This window comes from Anabaenopsis sp. NIES-4685 (genome assembly GCF_059725405.1).
Map to the genome: position 1 here is coordinate 3207558 of NZ_AP043602.1, position 21095 is coordinate 3228652.

Consider the following 21095-nt stretch of genomic DNA (forward strand, 5'->3'; position numbering starts at 1 on the left):
AGACCTGAAAAAGATGTTAAACAACCGCCGGAATCGAGAAAAGCTCTACTGCACTCCCGAATATTGGGATTCCAAAGCGGCGGAGCTAAAGGGCGATTCCGTCTCGATGTGGCATAATAACCATTTAAATTATTACTATCATCGAGAACAATTATCTTTATTTAAAGAATACCTTCCCCGTCTAGAGGGAGCAAGAGTGCTGGATGTGGGCTGTGGTACGGGGCGCATTTCTCGCTACTTGGCTCAACGGGGGCAACGGTTCTGGGTATCGATTTTTCTAGGGAAGCGATCGCTATTGCTCAAAAGCAATCTCCAATCGGAAATCCTAGTTACAGGGTCGAATCGGTGTTTGACTTGGAGGAAGAAAACTACTTTGACTTACTTGTATCCTGGGGGTCAATCACAGTTGCTTCTAAGAATAGAGACGAACTGTTCAACATCATGTTAAGACTGAGTAAGTCATTGAAACCTCATGGCAAAGCGATACTTTTGGAACCTATCCATAAAGGTTTTTTACATCGAGTTTTGAACATGGATACCCGAGAGTTTTGTGAAGTAATGAATCAAGCAGGATTTCAAGTCGAAGATATCTATCATCTTCACTTTTGGCCAATGCGATTGCTCCTATGTTATACAACTTGGCCAAAGTTTATTACTGCGGCGGGATACTATTTGGGAGAAGGGATTATGAATCTCTTTGGTCGCAAATCCTTTGGAGATTACAAAGCTATCCTCGCAAAGTCTAAGCAGGGGGGGTAACCTCATCTAAAGAGTTAGTAAATCCTGGAAAAAAACCCCCTCGTGTGGCTGGTTCAACTGGTGCCGAAGGTTAAGTAAATATTATGAAATTTTACCTGAAACCACAGGGGCTTTTATTTATGTCGCTATGATTCGTTTAATGCTCAAGAACTTGCGTGACTAAAATCACATATCAAGAAGTTTCCAAACATCCTCTTAGAGGATGTTTTATAAGTCATGATTAGTGTATGAACTATTGTTTGACCCCACCCTAACCCTCCCCTTACAAGGCTATTCATTACCCACATTTTTCTTAACAATCTTGAAACATTTATGTGGCCACGGTTTCAACGCTTGAAAATTTCCCTACTCTTGACAAAATGTACCTTATTCTTCTTGATAAAACCCTTATTTTGTTGAGAATCATCAACGGAGGATTAAGGTTTGGGGGTTTGCGAGCGATCGCTCTCACGAATGTTAAGAAAGATCCGGGTAATGGATAGCCTTACAAGGGGAGGGGACTGGATTTTATTGTTTCGGTGTGTTCCCCAATCCTTCCCTGTTCGGTGTGTTCGGTGTGTTCCCTAATATAAAAATTACCTGTTTAATACTTTCCAAACATCCTCTAAGAATATAATATATGATTTACTCTTGACTTTTGTCTGATGTAGTACTTACATTAAACAGTATAGATAGTTTATTAGCCAGGCTTTTGTTTTATCTGTCTTGCCAAAAATTAATAATAAAAAAATTGATAATAAATTAATATGCCCCAAATTACTCACGGAATTCGGTCAATTTTATCGCGGCCCTATTTCTACATATTGTTTAAAACAATAATTGGGTCACATCGACGATCAACAACTTTTGTAAAAAATTATATTAGGCCTAATAGTGGCGATCGCATACTAGATATTGGTTGTGGGCCTGCTGATCTATTATCCTACTTACCCCAAGTGGAGTATATAGGATTTGATGCCAGTGAAAAGTATATTAGTTATGCCAAAAAGCGTTATGGCAATCGGGGAACCTTTATCTGTGAACTAGTCACATCTGACAACCTCACATATAGGGAATATTTTGATATTGTTGTAGTGTTTGGAGTATTACATCATCTTGACGATATAGAAGCAGAAAAACTGTTTAAATTAGCTCACACTGCCTTGAAACCCGGAGGCCGATTAGTAGCTGTTGAGAACTGCTATACTGATAATCAATCCCCCATTGCCAGATGGATTATATCTAAAGACCGGGGACAAAATGTAAGGGATGAAAAAGGTTACTTAAATCTAGGGTATAATTTATTCCCCCCCCCACATACATCCTGTAACATTCGTCATGACTTATTACGGATACCCTATACTCATATCATTATAGAATGTATAAAAAAATACTAAATGCAACAATCACATACTTTTAATAAACAATAGTTTTTGATGAAAATCTGCCCCCAATGTCACCATCATTTTAACCAACCTAACTGGGATTGTCCCGCCTGTGGTTACACACCCCCAATATTAGATGGACACCAGAGCTTTGCACCGCAACTCGCAGCGGCCAGCGAAGGATTTGAGGCCTCAGCGTTCCCCAGACTAGCAAAACTAGAAGCCAAAAACTTCTGGTTTCGCGCCCGCAACCGCTTAATCATTTACGCCATTAAACATTACTTCCCCCACGCTCAAACCTTCCTAGAAATTGGCTGCGGAACTGGCTTTGTCCTTCAGGGAATTGAAAAACACCTCCCCCACCTCATCACCTCTGGTAGTGAAATATTTACTACCGGCTTAGAATTTGCCACCGACCGCCTGTGTAAAACTACACTATTTCAAATGGATGCCCGTAATATCCCCTTTGCGGAAGAATTTGATATTATTGGAGCTTTTGACGTTCTGGAACACATAAAACAAGATGAAGATGTACTTGCACAAATGTATCAAGCTATCCCAGTTGGGGGGGGTATAATACTGACTGTCCCCCAACATCCCTGGTTATGGAGTCAAGCTGATACCTACGCTCACCACGTCCGGCGCTATATCAAACAAGATTTAATCACCAAGTTACAGCAAACAGGATTTAAAGTAGTAAAAGTTACCTCTTTTGTTTCTCTTCTCTTACCCTTAATGCTACTTTCTCGACTCAATCAGCGCTCATCAAAGAATTATGACCCCACCAGTGAGTTAAAAATTAGTGGCACCTTAAATTACCTCTTAGAGAAAATTTTAGATGTAGAACGCTGGTTGATTAAACTAGGTTTTTCCTTTCCCTGGGGCGGCTCTTTATTGGTAATTGCCTACAAACAATAACCCATGAATAAAATACCCTTTAACAAACCCTACATGACCGGTAAAGAGCTATGGTATATCAGCCAAGCTCACCACGCAGGACAACTCGCCGGGGATGGAAATTATACCAAAAAATGCCATCAATGGCTAGAAAACCATACCCACTCCCATAAAGCCCTCCTGACTCACTCCTGCACCGCCGCCCTAGAAATGTCAGCTATTTTAGCCGACTTGGAACCGGGAGACGAGGTAATTATGCCCAGTTATACCTTCGTTTCCACCGCCAACGCCTTTGTTCTCAGGGGAGCTATTCCCGTATTTGTAGATATCCGCCCCGATACCCTCAATTTAGATGAAACCCTAGTAGAAACAGCTATTACACACCGCACCCGCGCCATTGTCCCCGTCCATTATGCTGGGGTTGGTTGTGAAATGGATACCTTGCAACAAATTACCACCAAACATCAACTATTGTTAATTGAAGATGCAGCCCAGGGACTGATGTCATCCTATAAAGGAAAACCCCTTGGTAGTTTTGGTGACTTGGCTTGCTTTAGTTTCCATGAAACTAAAAATATTATCGCAGGTGAAGGCGGTGCTTTAATTATCAATAATCCCCAATTCACAGAATCAGCGGAAATCATTCGGGAAAAAGGCACTAACCGCAGTCAATTCTTCCGGGGACAGGTAGATAAGTATACCTGGATAGAAAAAGGCTCTAGTTACTTACCAGGAGAATTAATTGCCGCTTTTCTCTATGCGCAACTTGAAGAAGCACAACAAATTATTACCAACCGCCTCAAAGTATGGGACTATTATCATCAACTGCTAGAACCTTTAGAAAAAGCTGGTAAATTACGCCGTCCTATCATTCCCCCTGAGTGTCAGCACAATGGACATATGTACTATATCCTGCTAGAGGATTTACAAACCCGTACCCAGCTAATTAGCTACTTGAAAGAACAAGGTATTAATGCGGTGTTTCACTATGTACCTTTACATAGCTCTCCTGCTGGTAAGCATTATGGACGGGTGAATGGGAAGATGGATCATACTAACCTTCTGTCTGATTGTTTATTGCGCTTACCCATGTTTCCAGAGTTGACAAGTTCACAAATAGAAATAATTGTCCAGGCTGTTAAGAGTTTTTAATATCCACATGGAAGCCATAATTTATAGTTATCCACACGGGAGCCATAATTTATAGTTATCCACACGGGAGCCATAATTTATAGTTATCCACACGGGAGCCATAATTTATAGTTATCCACACGGGAGCCATAATTTATAGTTATCCACACGGGAGCCAGGGAATAAATTCCCTGTCTAAAAGCTTAAGTCGGTTGAAAACCGACTAGGGAGGGGTGTCAGGATTTTCGTGTGATTTGTTAATTTAATTTATCAATTTAATTATGGCTTTATGGCAATAATATAATCATAGTCTTGTTCAAGAATCAAATAATAGTCCTATACAGAGTAAAGGGAACAGGGAACAGGGAACACTGAAGGATTGGGGAACACACCGAACACACAAAAAACAATCAAATCCAGTCCCCTCCCCTTACAAGGGGAGGGTTAGGGTGGGGTAAAATAATAATATTCGATAGTAAGATCGAAACCGAAATCAATACGTTCCCGTCAGCGAAGTCGAAGGAATATCAGGGGGTATTGGCGGGATTGTGGTTTCGACTTCGCTCAACCACCGAAATCAAAGGGTCAAGGGATTTGTCCTAATAACTTACATAAATATTCACCATAACTATTTTTGGCGTATTTATCTGCGATCGCTCCTAGTTGCTCTAGGTAATCCACCGTTTTTGGTAGGTAATTTATTCGGGACAGGCGATTTTCAATCCCTAGCATAGCGGTAATCGTGGGGCGATCGCTCACAAAGGTAATTAAGCCACTTTTAGAACAACCTCCACCCCACCCCAAAACCAGTCGGTTTTTAACCGACTTGAGCTTTCAGACAGGGAATTTATTCCCTGGCTCCCTATGCAATAATATATACAACCCGGATACACCCGCACCCAGGGCGATCGCCCTGAATAATGGAATTGTCCGATTAATTTAAAACAGCAATTTACCTATTTTATCAAAAAATTATCAATAAAATCAGTAATTTCCTGATAAAAAACCTGCCCTTTTTCCCTACTGCTACTCGCAGTTACTAATAACCTTAAAGTTTCCACCAATGAACTGATAGTAGCATCACAAACCAAATCAAACAACTGACTTAAATCATCTTGGTTTTGTTGTCCATAGGCCAAAGCATGAATATAATTATTACGAATTTGATTATTAATCACTACAATAGGATACCCGGCACGAATTAACAATAAATTTATTAATAATCTAGCCGTTCTGCCATTCCCATCTCGAAAAGGATGGATAGAAACAAAACGATAATGTGCCATGGTTGCATATTCTACAGGATGGAGTGTTAAAGCAGCATCTGAATTGAGCCATATCACAAAATCTGTCATTAATTGAGACAGTAAATAATGGGGAGGATAAATATAATTTGTCCCTGCAGCCATTACATCTAATTGCCGATAACAACCCGCTTCATTAGGGTGAATTTTCCTCAGAATTAGATTGTGAATTTGTTTAATCTCCCATTCATTAATTACTGTATCTTTTTGTGCTAAACTCTCAATATAGTCAATGGCCTCCTTATGTCCAATTACCTCTAAATGTTCATCAAGAGTCTTACCACCAATTGTAATTCCTTTGGTTAACACTAACTCAGTTTCACTTTGAGTTAAAGTATTCCCTTCAATGGCATTAGAGTTATAAGTAAAGCGGACATCATACAGCTTTTTGAGTTCGGCGACTATTGTTTGGTCAAATGGTCTAAAGTCATCTAACCAGGCTTTTAACTTGTCTATTTGTTCTAATTTAAGCTGGTAATTCATGCTAATATAGTTACTGATTAAAGCAGTTAAGGAAAAATCTTTTTTTTGACTTAAACCAATAACCTGATCAATAAACCGTTCATAAAGTTGAGAATAGGATACTAGCATAGGGTCTATGTTCATCCTGTAAATTATCCGTCCTTGGTGGAACCGTTCCCTGTTCCCTCTTACCTAACTTTTCGTTGGCAAAGAAATAACCTGTACTTCGCTGATTTTGAACAACTGCTGATCATTCGTAATCAACACTGCTGCACACTCCCAAGCACTCGCAAGAATAACAGCATCGGGAATCTTTAAGCTATATTTTCGTCGTAATTGAATCGTTTTTTCGGCAATAGTCGCATCTAGAGATACTTCGATAAGAGTTTTTAGAGTTGAGCGAATTAGATTCTCTTCCTCCAAAGATAACCCCTTAAAAGACAAAATCTCAATACTTGTGATCACAGAATAACCTATGTTACCATTGGGGACAGGTTGGGTTAATTCTTGATTGAACAATGAGATAAAAATATTAGTATCAATGAGATAATCCAGTTTCATCCCACTCACTCCGGATTTGCTCTTGCCAAGCTAAAGCATTAACCCCTTGAAAAGCTGTAATTTTGCCTGAGAGTTGGTTAATGGGATGTTCTAAAGCATGATCAAGATTGGATTGACTATCAACTGCTTGGCTGTGGAGTTTTTGACTCAGATATTGGAAAATCTCCTGTTTTTCTTGCCAAGATAATTGTTCAAGTAAACTAAATACTTGTTCTTTGGTAATTCGCAAGTTCAGCATTGCTTAAATCTCCATATAGTCATCCTATTTGACTTGAGAAATTATCAGTGAGGAAAGGGAACACCGGATCAGGGAACAGGGAACAGAAATTGTTCATGAATCATTTAGGATTGCTATATCTTTTATTAGGTAATTGGTAATTGGTGATGAAATCTCTATTTTCATCCTGTAAATTATCGGGCTTTGGTGGAAGCGTTCGGTGTGTTCCCTAAAACTTTTTTGTGCAGGCACTTTAACCCATGCTTAAGTGTATAATAACTCTTGGCAATCATCACCTGACAAACCGCCCCAGACATGAGCAATCAAATCTACTGTCTCAACCCAGACTGTCTGCACCCCAACCCCGATAATTTTGAATACTGTCAGCAATGCGGTAGTAAGTTAGTGCTGACAGAAAGATACACACCCCGCTCAATCTTAGGTCAGGGTGGTTTTGGGCGCACATTTTTAGCTACAGATAAATATAAACCATCCCAGCCCTACTGTGTAATTAAGCAGTTTTTACCCCAAGCTCAGGGAACTGATACCATTGAAAAAGCATCCCAGTTATTTGCACAGGAAGCACAAAGATTAGAGGAGTTGGGTAAACATCCCCAAATTCCTGAGTTGATGGCTTATTTTATCGTCAATGGTCGCCAATATTTAGTACAAGAGTTTGTAGCAGGAAACACCTTACAAAATGAATTAGATCAAAATGGCGTGTTTTCAGAACAGCAAATACGCAAATTATTAGCAGAACTGTTACAGATATTAGAATACGTCCACAGCAAACAGGTTATACATCGAGATATTAAACCAGAGAATATTATTCGCCGCACCAGTGACAACAAGTTATTTTTAGTAGACTTTGGCGCAGCTAAAGTAGTCAAACCACAACAACGCACAGCAACAGGAACAATTATCGGCTCTGCGGAGTACTGCGCTCCTGAGCAGTCCATGGGGAAACCATTATTTAGTAGTGATTTATATAGTTTAGGGGTAACCTGTCTCCATTTATTAACAGGGGTGAGTCCCTTTGATTTATATAGTCCCTTAGAAGGGGAATGGGTATGGCGAAACTACCTCAATGGAAATGTGGTAAGTGATGAGTTGGGGGAAATGCTGGAAAAGTTAGCCCATCCCCTCCCTAAGCGCCGTTACCAGTCTGTGAGTGAAGTGATTCAGGCTTTGAGTGCGGTTAGTCCAGTAGTTACCCCTGCGATTAATCCTAATGATGCTGAAGCTTACTACAATCGCGGTATTATTTACCATAACCAGGAAAAATTGGATTTAGCTCTGGCTTGTTATAACCAAGCTATTAGACTTAATCCTGATTATGCTGAAGCTTACTACAATCGCGGTATTATTTACCATAACCAGGAAAAACGGGATTTAGCAGTGGCTGATTATCACCAAGCTACTAGGATTAATCCTGATTATGATGGAGCTTACTATATCGGTGGTAATAGTTTTTTTGTTGGTCGGGGTTCTGTTCACTTTAGGCAGAGGAAATGGGATTTAGCTCTGGCTGATTTGACCCAAGCTATTAGACTTAGGCCTAATGATGTTTGGACTTACTTCATACGCGGTTATGTTCACTTTAGGCAGGGGAAATGGAAATTAGCTCTGGCTGATTTCATCCAAGCCATCAAAAATGTGGGTCTTGCGTAGATTTTATGGTAATCGAGGATTGATAACAACAAAACCCTTACGGGGTAAGGGTTATAAACAATTATGCCCAATATTTTCAATGAAATGCCGACACAATAAGGCTTTCCATGATTTTGAACTGGGTTCTCCATAAAAAGTACCGAAGAACCAAAAATGTACATTAACTAATTATTTGACAATTTAACAGAATGCAGAAATGGGATTTAGCTGTGGCTGATTATAACAAAGCCATTGCTCTTGATCCTAATTATGCTGATACTTACCTTAGTCGTAGTCTGGTTTACGCGCAGCAGCAAACAGGGGAAGTGATGAACTCAATCAAAAACTGGGTCAGAGGTTTCAGGAAGTGAGTATGTCAACGCGCAGCTGGTACAATGAGTAACCTATAGCAATCCTAAATGATTCATGAACAATTTCTGTTCCCTGTTCCCTGTTCCCTTTCCTCACTGATAATTTCTCAACTCAAATAGGATGACTATAGCTTGTAAATCAAGTTCATATGTAATGGCTCGCACACCCACCCTACAATTTAACCGAGGTACTTTAATTTTACATCCACCACCAAGGGGTAAAGGGTGGATGGATTACGCTACATGGGATGACCGGGTGGAAAAGTTTCGGATTCCGGCGATTAATTATCGCGCTGTGGTGGAAGCACTCCAAGGGGAGGAGGTATATTTTATTGATGAAGCCAAGGAATTTTACCCGGTGGATTTAATCCCCAGTTTAGAAATGGAGCCTTACCCCCACCAAATTGAGGCGTTAACCGCTTGGAAATTGGGGGGTAGACAGGGGGTTGTAGTTCTCCCCACGGCGGCGGGAAAGACTTACTTAGCACAAATGGCGATGCAATCTACACCCCGCACCACCCTAATTGTAGTGCCGACTCTGGATTTAATGCATCAGTGGTATGCTCATTTAGTGGCGGCGTTTCCTGATGCTGAGGTGGGTTTGTTGGGGGGTGGTTCGGGCGATCGCACAGCGATTTTAGTCGCGACCTATGATAGTGCGGCAATTCATGCGGAAAGTTTAGGCAATAAATATGCTTTAATAATTTTTGATGAATGTCATCACTTACCAACAGACTTTGGGCGGGTAATAGCTGAGTATTCTATTGCTCCTTATCGGTTAGGACTCTCAGCTACACCGGAACGTACCGATGGGAAACACGCTGATTTAAATATACTCATCGGTCCAGAAGTCTATCGCAAACGCGCTGAGGACTTAGCGGGGGGTGCTTTAGCTCACCATGAAATTGTGCAAATGAAGGTGAAGTTATCCCAGCAGGAGCGAGAGCGATACAACCAGTTAATTCAAACCCGTAACGACTTTCTCCGCCAGTCTAAAATTTCCCTGGGGAGTATTCAAGGTTGGCAAATGTTTGTCAAAATGAGTGGGCGATCGCCTGCTGGTCGTAGAGCCATGTTAGCACACCGGGAAGCGAAAAATATTGCTTTAGGTACTGATGGCAAGTTGCGAATTTTAGCCGACCTATTAGCCCAACACTTCCCGGAGCGGATTTTAATCTTTACAGCCGATAATACCACAGTATATAGAATTTCCCAACAGTTATTAATTCCCGCCATTACCCATCAAACTCCCGTCAAAGAACGGCACGAAATTCTCACGAAGTTTCGGGAGGGTGAGTATAATACCTTGGTAGCTTCCCATGTCTTAAATGAGGGGGTTGATGTTCCCGCTGCTTCCGTGGCGATTATTTTATCTGGTACTGGTTCCACCAGGGAGTATATACAGCGGTTGGGTAGGGTGTTAAGAAAGGGGAATGTAGCTAATAAACAGGCGATTTTATATGAAGTAGTAGCCGAAGATACCAGCGAAGAGGGAACCTCCGCCAGACGCAGGGGAGTGGATCGCCAAACCCAGAGCAGCGAAAAACACCCAGAGAACAAGGGTAATTTACGGGTAATTTATGGTGGGGGTCAAAGTAGAGTCCCCAAAGCAGCAGAACAGTTAGACATTAAATATTCAACAGATCAGGGAAATGTTACCGACGGATTTACTGAGTCATCGCCAGAACGGAGAGGAAATCATTCCCAAGAGATTGAAGATTGATCGCCATAGTTTGGAGTTAGCGCAGGAGTTAATTAATTGTTTTGAGGAAGCGCGGGGTAAGTCTGTAGGGTTCCTAGAAACTCAACTGTTAGACCTAGAGGGAGACGGGACAGATTACCGAGTCAAGCGGGGGTTAGGTTATATTCTCAAAAGCAGTTTCTGTACCTTTGAGGTAGTTAGTCCCCTAGAACCACCCATGTTAAGAGAGCGGGTATTTAGTTTAGCCTCCCAGTCTGTTTGTAGTAGAGAATCAACCCAAATTATTTTAACTAGAATTGCTGATGAACTGAGTCAGCAACTGCAAAGAGAAGTTTTATGGGAACAAGTGCGGGATGGGTTATATGCTGATTTGAATGAAAATAAGATTTTAACCAGTTTTGAAGCACCCACACCCGTAGAATTATTAAATAGATATAACTTGTCTCAAGTCCAGGGAATCTTTTATAAAGCCAGTCAGTTAACTTTAAATGCTCATCGCAATGTACCAGGGCAATATAAACTATTATTTCGTTATTTAAAATTGTTTCAATTGATGGCGTATATTGAGGGAGATGCTGACCATGGATTTACAATTACCGTTGACGGTCCGACAAGTTTATTTAGACCGAGTACAAGATATGGACTGGCGATCGCCAAATTAATTCCCGCCTTACTTCATGTGACTAAATGGAGTCTTTGCGCCACCTTACAGAGCAGAGATTTTGACACCAAACAATGGACAACCCGACGTTTTACCCTCAACTCTGAATGTGGCTTAGTCTCCCACTATTCCCCCGGTAAACCTTACGATAGTATGTTAGAGTCATCCTTTGCCGAGAAATGGGATGTACTTAAAACCGATTGGTTATTAGAGCGAGAAGTAGATTTAATTCCCATACCTGGTAGCGTCATGATTCCCGACTTTCGCCTAGTCCATCCTGATGGACGTGACTACTTGCTAGAAATAGTTGGTTATTGGCGACCAGAATATCTACAAAAGAAATTTTATCAAGTGCGGCGTTCTGGATGTGAGAACTTAATTTTAGCCATTTCCGAAAGATTGAACCTAGAAAAAGCTGGAGTCAAATTAGATAACGTCCCCGCCAAAATAGTCTGGTTCAAAGATAAACTTTTACCCAAAGCCGTGTTAACAGTCATAGAGGGAGAGCAATAAAACCTCAGTGCTAACTCAGCTTAAAAAAAACTCCACCTCATTTAACTTTCCTTCCAACAAATCTAATAACTCATTCACATCCTTACCCACCTGTGCAAAACAAACCGGGGGGGGAGGTTCAGGCGCAAACTGAATCAACTTCAGTTCACCCTTACCAATTGCAATCATCAACACTTCCACCTCAGGATCATGATGGTCAATAATTCCCAAAATTTCCTGGAGACGATTTTCCACCTTCTGATTTAAAACCTCAATCGCCCCTTGAGGACAATAAATAAAATGGGGACTAGGCTGTAAATCAATACCCAGGGTACCCTGCTGATTACCATTTTGTAACCACAACCCCCAAAAAACAGCCGCCAAATCGCGGTGATTATCCCTAACAAACTTATCCAACTCAACACGCCACTTGCTATTATGGGAAACCGCGCCACCACTACCAAACATCATAAACTCTCTGCGCCTGGTGCGCCTAGTACGTGAAACCTATCTTACCCCAGTTTGTCACCAAAACTGCAAAAACCGCGCCACCACAGCTAAACATTCAGATATTATAACAGAATTGAAAATTGTCCAAAGGTATCTTGAACACCAAACTAACCAATGATAGAATCTTGCTGCTTAACTAGCAGATCAACTGCCATGGCAATTAATGCTGGTGCTGCCAAGTTAAAAACTTTACCCAAAATCAAACAGCCGATAACGAGTCAAATTTATTGCCAACACTCATGTTAGTAGTCAAGTCAGGGCTGACAGATAGGGCTTTTGGTCAGCCACAGCCAAGGTGATTTACCATTGCGTGAAACTGATATTACCACCATAGGGGAGAGGAGAGCATCTGGCTTTTGTAATCTGATTCTTCGGTGAGAACAGCTGAAGACGTGTCACCATAGTACATAAGTTGCCTAAAGATGCAAAAGGAGATCAAACCTTGAAAAGTCAGCAATTCGGGAATTGGCAAACTACAGTTTTGGGTATTGTATTAGCACTGGTTGTCCTAGTCGGTGTAAATTCCTTTGTGATTCTCAGTCCTGGACAAGCAGGAGTCATCAGCATCTTAGGTAAAGCTAGAGATGGGGCGCTACTAGAGGGTATTCACATTAAACCACCACTTATCTCAGTAGTAGATGTGTATGATTTGACAGTACAAAAGTTTGAAGTACCGGCGGAAAGTTCTACCAAGGATTTGCAAAATTTATCTGCAAGATTTGCGATTAACTTTCGCCTTGATCCGGCGCAGGTAGTTGAGGTGAGAAGAAGACAAGGAACTTTAGCAAATATCGTTTCCAAAATAATTGCGCCGCAAACACAGGAAGCGTTTAAAATCGCGGCGGCCAGAAGAACGGTAGAAGAAGCAATTACCAAAAGAAGTGAATTAAAAGAAGATTTTGATTTAGCCTTGGGCGATCGCTTGGCTAAATATGGGATAATCGTTTTAGACACTAGTGTAGTTGACTTGAATTTCTCACCGGAGTTTGCCAGGGCTGTAGAAGAAAAACAAATAGCTGAACAACGGGCTCAAAGAGCAGTTTATGTAGCACGAGAAGCGGAACAAGAAGCGCAAGCAGATGTTAATCGCGCTAAAGGTAAAGCAGAGGCTCAAAGACTTTTAGCAGAAACCCTCAAAGCCCAAGGGGGAGAGTTAGTTCTGCAAAAAGAAGCAATTGAAGCTTGGAGAACTGGCGGCGCTCAAATGCCGAAAGTTCTCGTTATGGGTGGTGAAGCCAAAGGCAGTGTACCATTCATTTTCAACTTAGGTAATGTTACCGACCAATCATAATTTAGGTTAATCATAGCGGGGTGGGCTATACCCACCTCACACACACCACTAGCAAAACTCAACCAGAACATAAGAAACTAAGTTATGTCAACTCCCAACCATCAAAATCTCACAGTTTCAGAAGCCAAAAAAATTCTGAACAAATTCAACTGCTTAGATATAGCACCTATCCTCAAACCCTCAGAGGAGGCTTTAGTGCGTCGGGCTTTAATTTTGGTAACTAGTATTTCTGATTACCAAATATTGGGAATTTGTGCTGATACAGCCGCAGAAGGGATACTGGCGATGAGAACTTATTCTTATGCTTTTGGCTATGAAGCCCCGAGTAATTTACCAACACCAGAAGGTCCAGTTTATATCAAATTGAATGGCAAAAATGGTTTATGTTATCTTGATTCCTATGCGGGACATCATCGGGGGGTATTAATTTCTTGTCAATCTTATCGTGAAGGGGGAATTAACGAAATGTATGGGCATTTGCCCCTGGATTTGTTTGCTTAGATCAGATTGGTAGTGAGGACTTTAGTCCTCTATGGATACACCCGGATTTGATGGGAGTAAGTAGGCAGGGCGGGCAAGATGCCCACCCCACAAGATTTATGCGCGGGCAAGATGCCCACCCCACAAGATTTATGCTTATAATAATTAAAATAGCAAAATAATTTGAAAGTTAAAACGACTAATTTCTATGAGGATGTTTGTCAAGTCATGATTAGTGTATCGAATATTTTTGACCCCACCCTAACCCTGCCCTTGTAAGGGGAGGGGACTGGATTTGATTGTTTTTTGTGTGTTCCCTGTTCCCTATTCCCTGTTCCCTGTTCCCTGTTCCCTATTCCCTGTTCCCTGTTCCCTGTTCCCTAAGATAAAAATTATCTGTTGAAAACTTATCAAACATCCTCTATGAGTATTATTACATTACAATCAGTTAAAAAAGATTTTGGGATCAAGGAAATTTTAAGAGATGCCAGTTTTAGTTTAGATGCTACTGATAAAGTGGGTTTAATTGGTACTAATGGTTCTGGTAAATCAACTTTGTTAAAAATGATTGCCGGATTAGAATCAATTGATAGTGGACAGATTACTTTTAGTGCTGGTGCAAAGGTAATTTACTTACCCCAACAACCAGATGTAAACGAGAATTACACAGTTTTAGAGCAAATTTTTGCTGATAGCGGTGAACACTTGTCTTTAGTACGTGAGTATGAGGAACTATCTCAGAAACTTGTTGATCATCCAGAAGATAGTCAGTTGATGTCCCGCTTGTCTGGGGTGATGCAAAGGATGGAAACCACAGGCGCTTGGGAGTTGGAAACCAACGCCAAAATTATTTTAACTAAGTTAGGAATTTCTGATTTTGATGCGGTGGTTGGGACTTTATCGGGAGGATATCGCAAGCGCATTGCTTTAGCTACAGCTTTACTATCGGAACCAGACGTTTTACTGATGGATGAACCTACTAACCATTTAGATGCGCTGTCTGTGGAATGGCTGCAAAGTTATTTAAATCGCTTTCGTGGTACGCTGTTACTGATTACTCACGATCGCTATTTCCTAGATCAGGTCACAAACCGGATTATTGAAATAGACAGAGGTGATGTTTACACCTATGCAGGTAATTATTCATATTACCTGGAAAAGAAAGCTTTAGCCCAAGAGTCGGCTATGAGTAGCCAACGTAAACATCAAGGTGTATTACGTCGGGAATTAGAATGGTTGAGTCGGGGCCAAAAGCCAGGAGTACTAAACAAAAAGCCCGAATTCAACGCATCCAAGCCATGCGGGAAACTGAGTTTAAACAAGTTCAAGGTAAAGTGGAGATTTCCACAGTTAGCCGCCGCATTGGTAAAAAGGTGATTGAATTAAATAATGTATCTAAGGGCTATGATGGCCGCACTCTGATTAATAATTTCACCTATGAATTTAGTCCAGAAGACAGGATTGGGATTATTGGGGGTAATGGTACTGGTAAATCTACTTTAATGGATATGATTACCGGGCGGATTCAACCAGATTCTGGTACTGTGGAAATTGGCGCTACGGTTCACATTGGTTATTTTGACCAGCATTCTGAAGAGTTACTCGCGGCGGTAGATGAAAATCAGCGGGTGATTGACTATATCAAGGAAGAAGGGGAATTTGTCAAAATTGCCGACGGTACTCAAATTTCGGCTTCGCAGATGTTGGAGCGATTTCTGTTTCCGGGAAACCAGCAGTACGCGCCAATTCATAAATTATCTGGGGGCGAAAAACGCCGTTTATTTTTGTTGCGAATTCTCATTGGTGCACCCAATGTGTTGATTTTAGATGAACCAACTAATGATTTAGATGTGCAAACATTGGCGGTACTAGAAGATTATTTAGAAGATTTTGCGGGGTGTGTAATTGCAGTTTCTCACGATCGCTACTTTTTAGATCGGACTGTAGATAATGTTTTTGCCCTGGAGGAGGGCGGTAATCTACGACAATATCCAGGTAATTACTCAGTTTATCTAGATTACAAAAAAGCAGAAGAGGAGCTAGAAAAACAACAGCAAGCGGCCAATGTGGCTGAAAAACCACCAGCAACACCCAAGGTTAGCAGTTCATCTACAGTGACGGAAAATAAAAAGCGTCGCCGACTGTCAAATTGGGAAAAGCGGGAATTTGGGGAGTTAGAAGTTAAAATTGCCAAGTTGGAATCTGAGAAGGCGGAAGCGGAGAAAGCCTTGAGTAGTGTATCTGGGGGGAGTTACACCCAAGTCCAAAAACTCTACGAACAGGTAGAAAACCTGAAGCAGTCCATTGATATAGCTACAGAACGCTGGTTAGAATTAGCTGAGATGGAATCTTAAGAAAAACGGTAAGAAATTATATGTCAGTTAAAGTTGGTGATACCGCCCCTGATTTTACCCTGAGCGATCAAAATGGCTCTAGAGTCAGTCTGAGGGATTTTCGGGGCAAAAAAGCGGTGGTTTTATACTTTTATCCCAAGGATGACACACCCGGATGTACGGCGGAGTCTTGTGGGTTCCGGGATCAATACGAGGTGTTTAAAACTGCGGGTGCTGAAGTGATTGGCGTGAGTGGAGATTCTCCGCAATCTCACCAGCAATTCGCGGCAAAATACAATTTACCTTTCACTCTCTTGAGTGATAAAGATAACAAGGTGCGTAAGGAATACGGCGCTACTATGGTTTTTGGTTTTGTTCCTGGCCGTGTAACCTATGTAATTGATCAAGAGGGGGTTGTGCGGTTTGTTTTGGATACTATGTTTAATTTTCAGGCTCACGTAGAGGAAGCGCTGAAAATTTTGCAAGAGTTAGCCGTGAATTGACATTGCCCAGCCCCTCTCCCCTGATTAAGCTACCGTGTACACACAAGTCGGAAAATTCTCTTTTGTATTAAGAGACCCCACCCCTAACCCCTCCCCGCAAGCGAGGAGGGGAAATGGATTTCCGGTTACATCTTGTTTTTAGGACTGGAAACTCTCTTTGGGTCAGGATGTGTGTACACCGTAGCCTGATTAAGGGGAGGGGGCTAGATTTACTTACTTATAGGAGTGGGATTTGTCCCCTACGCCATGATTAACATGGGCTGAATGACCATTCTTACCGTTGGTATGACCGTTGGTCTTGCGGGGTTGAATGACACCGTAACCGCCGTGGTTACGTTCGTAAACCACATTAATTTCCCCACTTTCTGAGTTGCGGAACATATAAAAGTCGTGTCCCACTAGTTGCAGCTGTTCTGTGGCTTCTGCAAGGGTCATGGGTGGCATGGGAAAATATTTAGTCCGGATCACCTCATTGGGTAATTCGGGGGTGCGATCGCCGATTAAATCTGCGGCCACTGGTTCGGGAACTAATGCTTGATTTGTGGGTTGGGCGTGAGTTTTTTGATCTTGACGTCTTTCTTTATATTTACGCAGTTGACGGGCAATTTTATCTGCCACTAAGTCAATGCTGGCATATAAGTTTTCGCTGCTTTCCTCAGCACGGATAATGTTACCATTGGCGTAAATAGTCACTTCCGCTGCTTGCTTCGTAGTAATTCGGGGATTGCGGGCGACGCTTAGATGTACATCCACTTCATTAGTGATGTGTTGAAAGTGACTGACGGCTTTTTCAATTTTTTGATGTACATACTCCCGAATTGCATCGGTGATTTCAATATTTTTGCCGTGGATGACAAGCTTCATGTAAACTCTCCCACTGATATATTTTTTGATGTGAATTTGTTTTGTATGAATGGATGTCGCGGTAATATCGCGCATTACCGCCAAAACAAATTTTGAACGATTTTAATGTACTCTCTATCGGATCTTCGATCTGGTTTGAGATGCAAACTATTTTTGAGATTGATCAGACCAGTGCATTCGTTGTGATCCTGTTGGGCTTGATGCTTGATGCAGAGAATTCCTGCTATATAAAACCTAGACAAAGCTAGACTTTACTTTCTACTTCAACGGGAGCATGGGAGCGGTTATCCCTCAGTAGACTTGCACGCCTTAGCCAGACGCGATATTTCTCTTAAGATTTACAAGAAAGACTACCGCTATCATTGCTTGGTTTTCGCGTTGGCAATAGTCTTAATTCAATACTTGATATCCTAGGATTATATATCAAGTTGGCGATTTTCTAACTCACTTATGTCAATACTTGTCAACATAAGTATAGTTTTGTATATAAAATATTCAGCTTAAGACTAGCTCCTAACACCATTGAGGTTATATGTCTAACGTAGCACTTTGTATTCTGTAATGCACATTTAGTTGATGTTCCTTTAAAATCCTTTGCATAGCTTGACATTTGTTGCTTCAACTCTTGTCAGTTGCAATATATTTGGTCAATAAGGTAGTTGATTTTTGGCATAATCCGTAGTATGGAAACAGATCACAGAAGTTGTTTGTTATTTAATGTAGGACTGATGCCATATCTCGATGCTCTATCATGGCAGCGATCGCTATTGACCCAGCGCATTCATCACCCTAATCTCCAAGATGTGTTAATATTATTGGAGCATCCCCCTGTCTACACCTTGGGACAAGGAAGCAACTTAAAATTTCTCAAATTTGACCGAGAAAATACTCAATTTGATGTCCACACAGTTGAACGGGGCGGCGAAGTGACTTACCATTGTCCTGGTCAGGTGGTAGGTTATCCGATTTTAAATCTGCGACATTATCGCCAAGACCTGCATTGGTATTTAAGGCAATTAGAAGAAGTATTAATTCAGGTATTAGCTGTTTATGGCCTGTCTGGCGATCGCCTTGCGGGTTTGACTGGTGTTTGGCTAGAAGGACAAAAAGTAGCCGCCATCGGGATTAAAGTTAGCCGTTGGATTACTATGCATGGGTTCGCCCTCAATGTTTGTCCTGATATGTTAGGCTTTCAAGAGATTATCCCCTGTGGTATTGCCGATAAGCCTGTAAGTAGTTTAGCCGAATGGATTCCCGGTATTACCTCTCAAGAGGTACGTGTTCATATAGCCCGGTGTTTTGCCCAAGTATTCGGCGTGGAATTAGTCGCGGATGGACTAAACCGCTGGAGCAGCGGAAATCACCAACAATACTAGCAGTACCATCATCAGGATACTGAGTTTAAATATCAGGTAAGTGGTAGGGTCAGATAATGTGAGATTGTGAGTCATCTTACACCTCCATTTGCTGGGTTCCTACCTCCATTGTGGCTCAAAAATCCCTAAAATAGTGCTGATGTGAACTTTCAGTAATATTTTGTAGCATTCCTACACTGGGGCAGATTTTTGATATTCTATCCGTAGTTGTGGAATATCAGCCCGGTCACTCTCAAAAAATACAATCCGGTTGAGTTCTTGTAAACCCAATTGTGTAAACTGGGCTAATTCGCAACTAGACAAAGGCCAAGGCGGTCCGATCAGGTTCTACCTCAGTTTCGCGAAACCGATTAATCAATAGTAAAGTACCTGCAGGTGCAACTACAGAAGCAACCGATGTGATTACAGTTGAGCGGATATTCAAGGGTAGAGCTTGGATATTCCTGATTTCTACCACTAAGTCAAAGGCTTGCTCCCAGTGTGAGGGAAGGGCTAAAAAATCTGCAACGACATAGTTGACACAGGAGTTAGGAAATCTTTGCTGACACCAGTTAATAGCTGTGGGGGAAATATCAAAAGCGGTTACTTGAAATCCCCTGGTTGCTAAAGCTTCCGCATCATCCCCTAAACCACACCCAATCACTAGGGCTGATTTTCCCTCACCTTGAGGGTTATTAGTCGTCAACCAATCTTGTAAATAGGGGTGAGCGGTTAACTTTGCCCAAGGAATCTGGGTAACATCACCCTGGGACTGACTATACAAAACATCAAACCAGGCGGTAGGATTTGAGTCCTCTATGGCTTTAGTCGCTAGTTGTTTTACCCTTTGCTGTAAATTTTGTGGCTGTTTCTCAAACATCTTTTACCTCTGGTTAGAATAACTGGTTGAAATAAATTTACACATAAATATCCCCGATAAATTATCAGGGAGTTGGGGGGTATTCAATTCTGATGACTAGCTATACAGGGTTAGGTTGAGTTTTACCTTGCAGTAGCTGAATAACCGCAGTTTTTTCTAATATTCCCACAAGTACCCCATTCTCAGAAATCACAGACAGGGTGGATAATTTGCGCTGTTCGAGTAGCTGTACTACTTCTAATAGGGGTTGATCTGATTTGACTGTGGTAGATTGCTCAATGGACTTCATGACGGTGCTGATGGGGGTTTGTGTCCATTGGGTTGTGGGAATACCTCGCAAATCATCCAGGTTAATTACCCCTACTAATCTTCCCTCTTCATCAGTGACTAAGAATTTCCTCCAGTCTTGATTTTGGAAAATTCTTTGATCTGCAAACTCTCTAAGGCTAGTATGAGCAGATACAATGGGGCTATCAGCGGTAACAGCATCTGCTGCTGTTAAACCTGTGCATTTTTCCTGTACCCTGGCAAATTGCGCTGCTCTACCGGCATTTTGCAGCAGGAAGAAACCAATTAATAGGTTCCAGAAGTTGGCGAAGCTACCAAATAATACTAGTGGAATCACACCAGAGGCGATCGCCACCCAACCAAATACTTGTCCGACTCTACTGGCAAAGGATACACCTTTATAAGGATTTCCTGTAATCTTCCACACGGCTGCTTTGAGGATATTGCCACCATCTAGGGGTAAGCCGGGAATCAGGTTAAATAATGCTAAGGCTAAGTTAACGGAGGCGAGAACACCAAGGATGGCTGCTGTTGCTCCTCTGGCGGTGGTGGTGACATTAATTACTGTAAATGTCCCATACAGCAACAAGCTGACTAAAGGACCGGCGATCGCCACCCAAAATGCTTCCCCTGGGGTTTGGGACTCTTTTTCTAAGCTAGCTAGACCGCCAAATATAAACAGGGTAATAGATTTTACATCAATTCCCTGGTGAATTGCGACAAAACTGTGTCCTAATTCATGGGCGACGACGGAGGTAAACAATAACAACGCCGTCATCAGTCCCAGTAAAAAAGCTAATCCCCCAGATAACCAGGGAAATTGTGCTGTTAGTCCACTACTGTAACTCCAAGCTACTAAGCCCAGCACGAGAAACCACGACGGATGGATATAGAAGGGAATCCCGAAGAGATTGCCAACGCGAATTGTACCATTCATGCCGTACACCTTTGAATACGTCTGCTGTATCCAATAATTGTAACGTAATATTAAAATCTATTAATTTATTCCCCAGTTGTGGT

The 21095-nt window shown here is 41.7% G+C and carries 21 protein-coding genes and 1 pseudogene; 14 read left to right on the plus strand and 8 right to left on the minus strand.

The window, feature by feature from the left end; translation table 11 throughout:
• Window positions 1–210 precede the first annotated feature (210 nt).
• The 4 genes from AC6IZ0_RS13840 (at window position 211) to rffA (ending at window position 4172) form a co-directional block, all read left to right on the plus strand.
• On the plus strand, window positions 211–759 hold the full coding sequence (locus AC6IZ0_RS13840) for an SAM-dependent methyltransferase (protein WP_497726060.1): 549 nt from the start codon (window positions 211–213) through the stop codon (window positions 757–759).
• An 803-nt stretch (window positions 760–1562) separates the two neighbouring features.
• Window positions 1563–2135, plus strand: a complete 573-nt coding sequence (locus AC6IZ0_RS13845; RefSeq protein WP_497723442.1) for a class I SAM-dependent methyltransferase — start codon at window positions 1563–1565, stop codon at window positions 2133–2135.
• Between the two features lie 39 nt (window positions 2136–2174).
• Complete coding sequence (locus AC6IZ0_RS13850) at window positions 2175–3041, plus strand: class I SAM-dependent methyltransferase (RefSeq protein ID WP_497723443.1); 867 nt, start codon at window positions 2175–2177, stop codon at window positions 3039–3041.
• A 3-nt stretch (window positions 3042–3044) separates the two neighbouring features.
• Window positions 3045–4172, plus strand: coding sequence for a dTDP-4-amino-4,6-dideoxygalactose transaminase (gene rffA, locus AC6IZ0_RS13855; RefSeq protein WP_497723444.1), 1128 nt, complete (start codon window positions 3045–3047; stop codon window positions 4170–4172).
• A 564-nt stretch (window positions 4173–4736) separates the two neighbouring features.
• On the opposite strand, the gene AC6IZ0_RS13860 is transcribed toward rffA, so the two are convergent.
• The gene (locus AC6IZ0_RS13860; RefSeq protein WP_497723445.1) at window positions 4737–4910 is read right to left on the minus strand and encodes a hypothetical protein; all 174 of its coding nucleotides are present in this window, start codon (window positions 4908–4910) and stop codon (window positions 4737–4739) included.
• Between AC6IZ0_RS13860 and AC6IZ0_RS13865 the strand changes: the two genes are divergently transcribed.
• Complete coding sequence (locus tag AC6IZ0_RS13865; protein WP_280802100.1) at window positions 4894–5094, plus strand: hypothetical protein; 201 nt, start codon at window positions 4894–4896, stop codon at window positions 5092–5094. The two genes, AC6IZ0_RS13860 and AC6IZ0_RS13865, sit on opposite strands and share 17 nt — an antisense overlap.
• A 13-nt stretch (window positions 5095–5107) precedes the next feature.
• Here the strand turns inward: AC6IZ0_RS13865 and AC6IZ0_RS13870 are convergent, their stop codons facing one another.
• The 3 genes from AC6IZ0_RS13870 to AC6IZ0_RS13880 all read right to left on the minus strand — a co-directional run bounded on the left by AC6IZ0_RS13870 (window position 5108) and on the right by AC6IZ0_RS13880 (window position 6716).
• Window positions 5108–6046, minus strand: coding sequence for a Fic family protein (locus tag AC6IZ0_RS13870; RefSeq protein WP_497723447.1), 939 nt, complete (start codon window positions 6044–6046; stop codon window positions 5108–5110).
• A gap of 63 nt (window positions 6047–6109) precedes the next feature.
• Window positions 6110–6478 carry a type II toxin-antitoxin system VapC family toxin gene (locus AC6IZ0_RS13875; protein ID WP_280792053.1) on the minus strand — a complete coding sequence of 123 codons (369 nt, stop codon included), beginning with the start codon at window positions 6476–6478 and terminating at the stop codon, window positions 6110–6112.
• A complete protein-coding gene (locus AC6IZ0_RS13880; protein WP_497723448.1) occupies window positions 6456–6716 on the minus strand; it encodes a hypothetical protein in 261 nt (86 codons plus the stop codon). The genes AC6IZ0_RS13875 and AC6IZ0_RS13880 overlap by 23 nt, the downstream gene beginning before the upstream one ends.
• Window positions 6717–7010: 294 nt before the next feature.
• Between AC6IZ0_RS13880 and AC6IZ0_RS13885 the strand changes: the two genes are divergently transcribed.
• The 4 genes from AC6IZ0_RS13885 to AC6IZ0_RS13900 all read left to right on the plus strand — a co-directional run bounded on the left by AC6IZ0_RS13885 (window position 7011) and on the right by AC6IZ0_RS13900 (window position 11592).
• Window positions 7011–8366: a protein kinase domain-containing protein gene (locus AC6IZ0_RS13885; protein WP_497723449.1), complete on the plus strand. Its 1356-nt coding sequence runs from the start codon at window positions 7011–7013 to the stop codon at window positions 8364–8366.
• A gap of 188 nt (window positions 8367–8554) precedes the next feature.
• On the plus strand, window positions 8555–8716 hold the full coding sequence (locus tag AC6IZ0_RS13890; protein ID WP_497723450.1) for a tetratricopeptide repeat protein: 162 nt from the start codon (window positions 8555–8557) through the stop codon (window positions 8714–8716).
• 154 nt (window positions 8717–8870) lie between these two features.
• Window positions 8871–10439: a DEAD/DEAH box helicase family protein gene (locus AC6IZ0_RS13895; protein WP_497723451.1), complete on the plus strand. Its 1569-nt coding sequence runs from the start codon at window positions 8871–8873 to the stop codon at window positions 10437–10439.
• Window positions 10369–11592: a DUF790 family protein gene (locus tag AC6IZ0_RS13900; protein WP_497723452.1), complete on the plus strand. Its 1224-nt coding sequence runs from the start codon at window positions 10369–10371 to the stop codon at window positions 11590–11592. The genes AC6IZ0_RS13895 and AC6IZ0_RS13900 overlap by 71 nt, the downstream gene beginning before the upstream one ends.
• 15 nt (window positions 11593–11607) lie before the next feature.
• Here AC6IZ0_RS13900 and ccmS read toward each other — a convergent pair whose 3' ends face one another.
• A complete protein-coding gene (ccmS, locus tag AC6IZ0_RS13905) occupies window positions 11608–12042 on the minus strand; it encodes a beta-carboxysome assembly chaperone CcmS (protein ID WP_497723453.1) in 435 nt (144 codons plus the stop codon).
• A 481-nt stretch (window positions 12043–12523) separates the two neighbouring features.
• Between ccmS and AC6IZ0_RS13910 the strand changes: the two genes are divergently transcribed.
• The 4 genes and pseudogenes from AC6IZ0_RS13910 (at window position 12524) to AC6IZ0_RS13925 (ending at window position 16688) form a co-directional block, all read left to right on the plus strand.
• Window positions 12524–13372, plus strand: coding sequence for a prohibitin family protein (locus tag AC6IZ0_RS13910; RefSeq protein WP_497723454.1), 849 nt, complete (start codon window positions 12524–12526; stop codon window positions 13370–13372).
• An 84-nt stretch (window positions 13373–13456) separates the two neighbouring features.
• Window positions 13457–13873, plus strand: a complete 417-nt coding sequence (locus AC6IZ0_RS13915) for a DUF1824 family protein (protein WP_271734816.1) — start codon at window positions 13457–13459, stop codon at window positions 13871–13873.
• 402 nt (window positions 13874–14275) lie between these two features.
• A pseudogene (locus AC6IZ0_RS13920) lies at window positions 14276–16206 on the plus strand (ABC-F family ATP-binding cassette domain-containing protein).
• 20 nt (window positions 16207–16226) lie between these two features.
• A complete protein-coding gene (locus AC6IZ0_RS13925; RefSeq protein WP_497723456.1) occupies window positions 16227–16688 on the plus strand; it encodes a peroxiredoxin in 462 nt (153 codons plus the stop codon).
• Window positions 16689–16901: 213 nt separating this feature from the next.
• Here AC6IZ0_RS13925 and hpf read toward each other — a convergent pair whose 3' ends face one another.
• The gene (hpf, locus tag AC6IZ0_RS13930; RefSeq protein WP_497726061.1) at window positions 16902–17552 is read right to left on the minus strand and encodes a ribosome hibernation-promoting factor, HPF/YfiA family; all 651 of its coding nucleotides are present in this window, start codon (window positions 17550–17552) and stop codon (window positions 16902–16904) included.
• A gap of 683 nt (window positions 17553–18235) precedes the next feature.
• Here hpf and lipB point away from each other — a divergent pair.
• Entirely contained in the window at window positions 18236–18928 is a 693-nt protein-coding gene (gene lipB, locus AC6IZ0_RS13935; protein ID WP_497723458.1) for a lipoyl(octanoyl) transferase LipB, read from the plus strand.
• Window positions 18929–19223: 295 nt separating this feature from the next.
• On the opposite strand, the gene AC6IZ0_RS13940 is transcribed toward lipB, so the two are convergent.
• The gene (locus tag AC6IZ0_RS13940; RefSeq protein WP_497723459.1) at window positions 19224–19787 is read right to left on the minus strand and encodes a class I SAM-dependent methyltransferase; all 564 of its coding nucleotides are present in this window, start codon (window positions 19785–19787) and stop codon (window positions 19224–19226) included.
• A gap of 100 nt (window positions 19788–19887) precedes the next feature.
• Window positions 19888–21012, minus strand: a complete 1125-nt coding sequence (locus AC6IZ0_RS13945) for a site-2 protease family protein (protein ID WP_497723460.1) — start codon at window positions 21010–21012, stop codon at window positions 19888–19890.
• Between the last annotated feature and the right edge of the window lie 83 nt (window positions 21013–21095).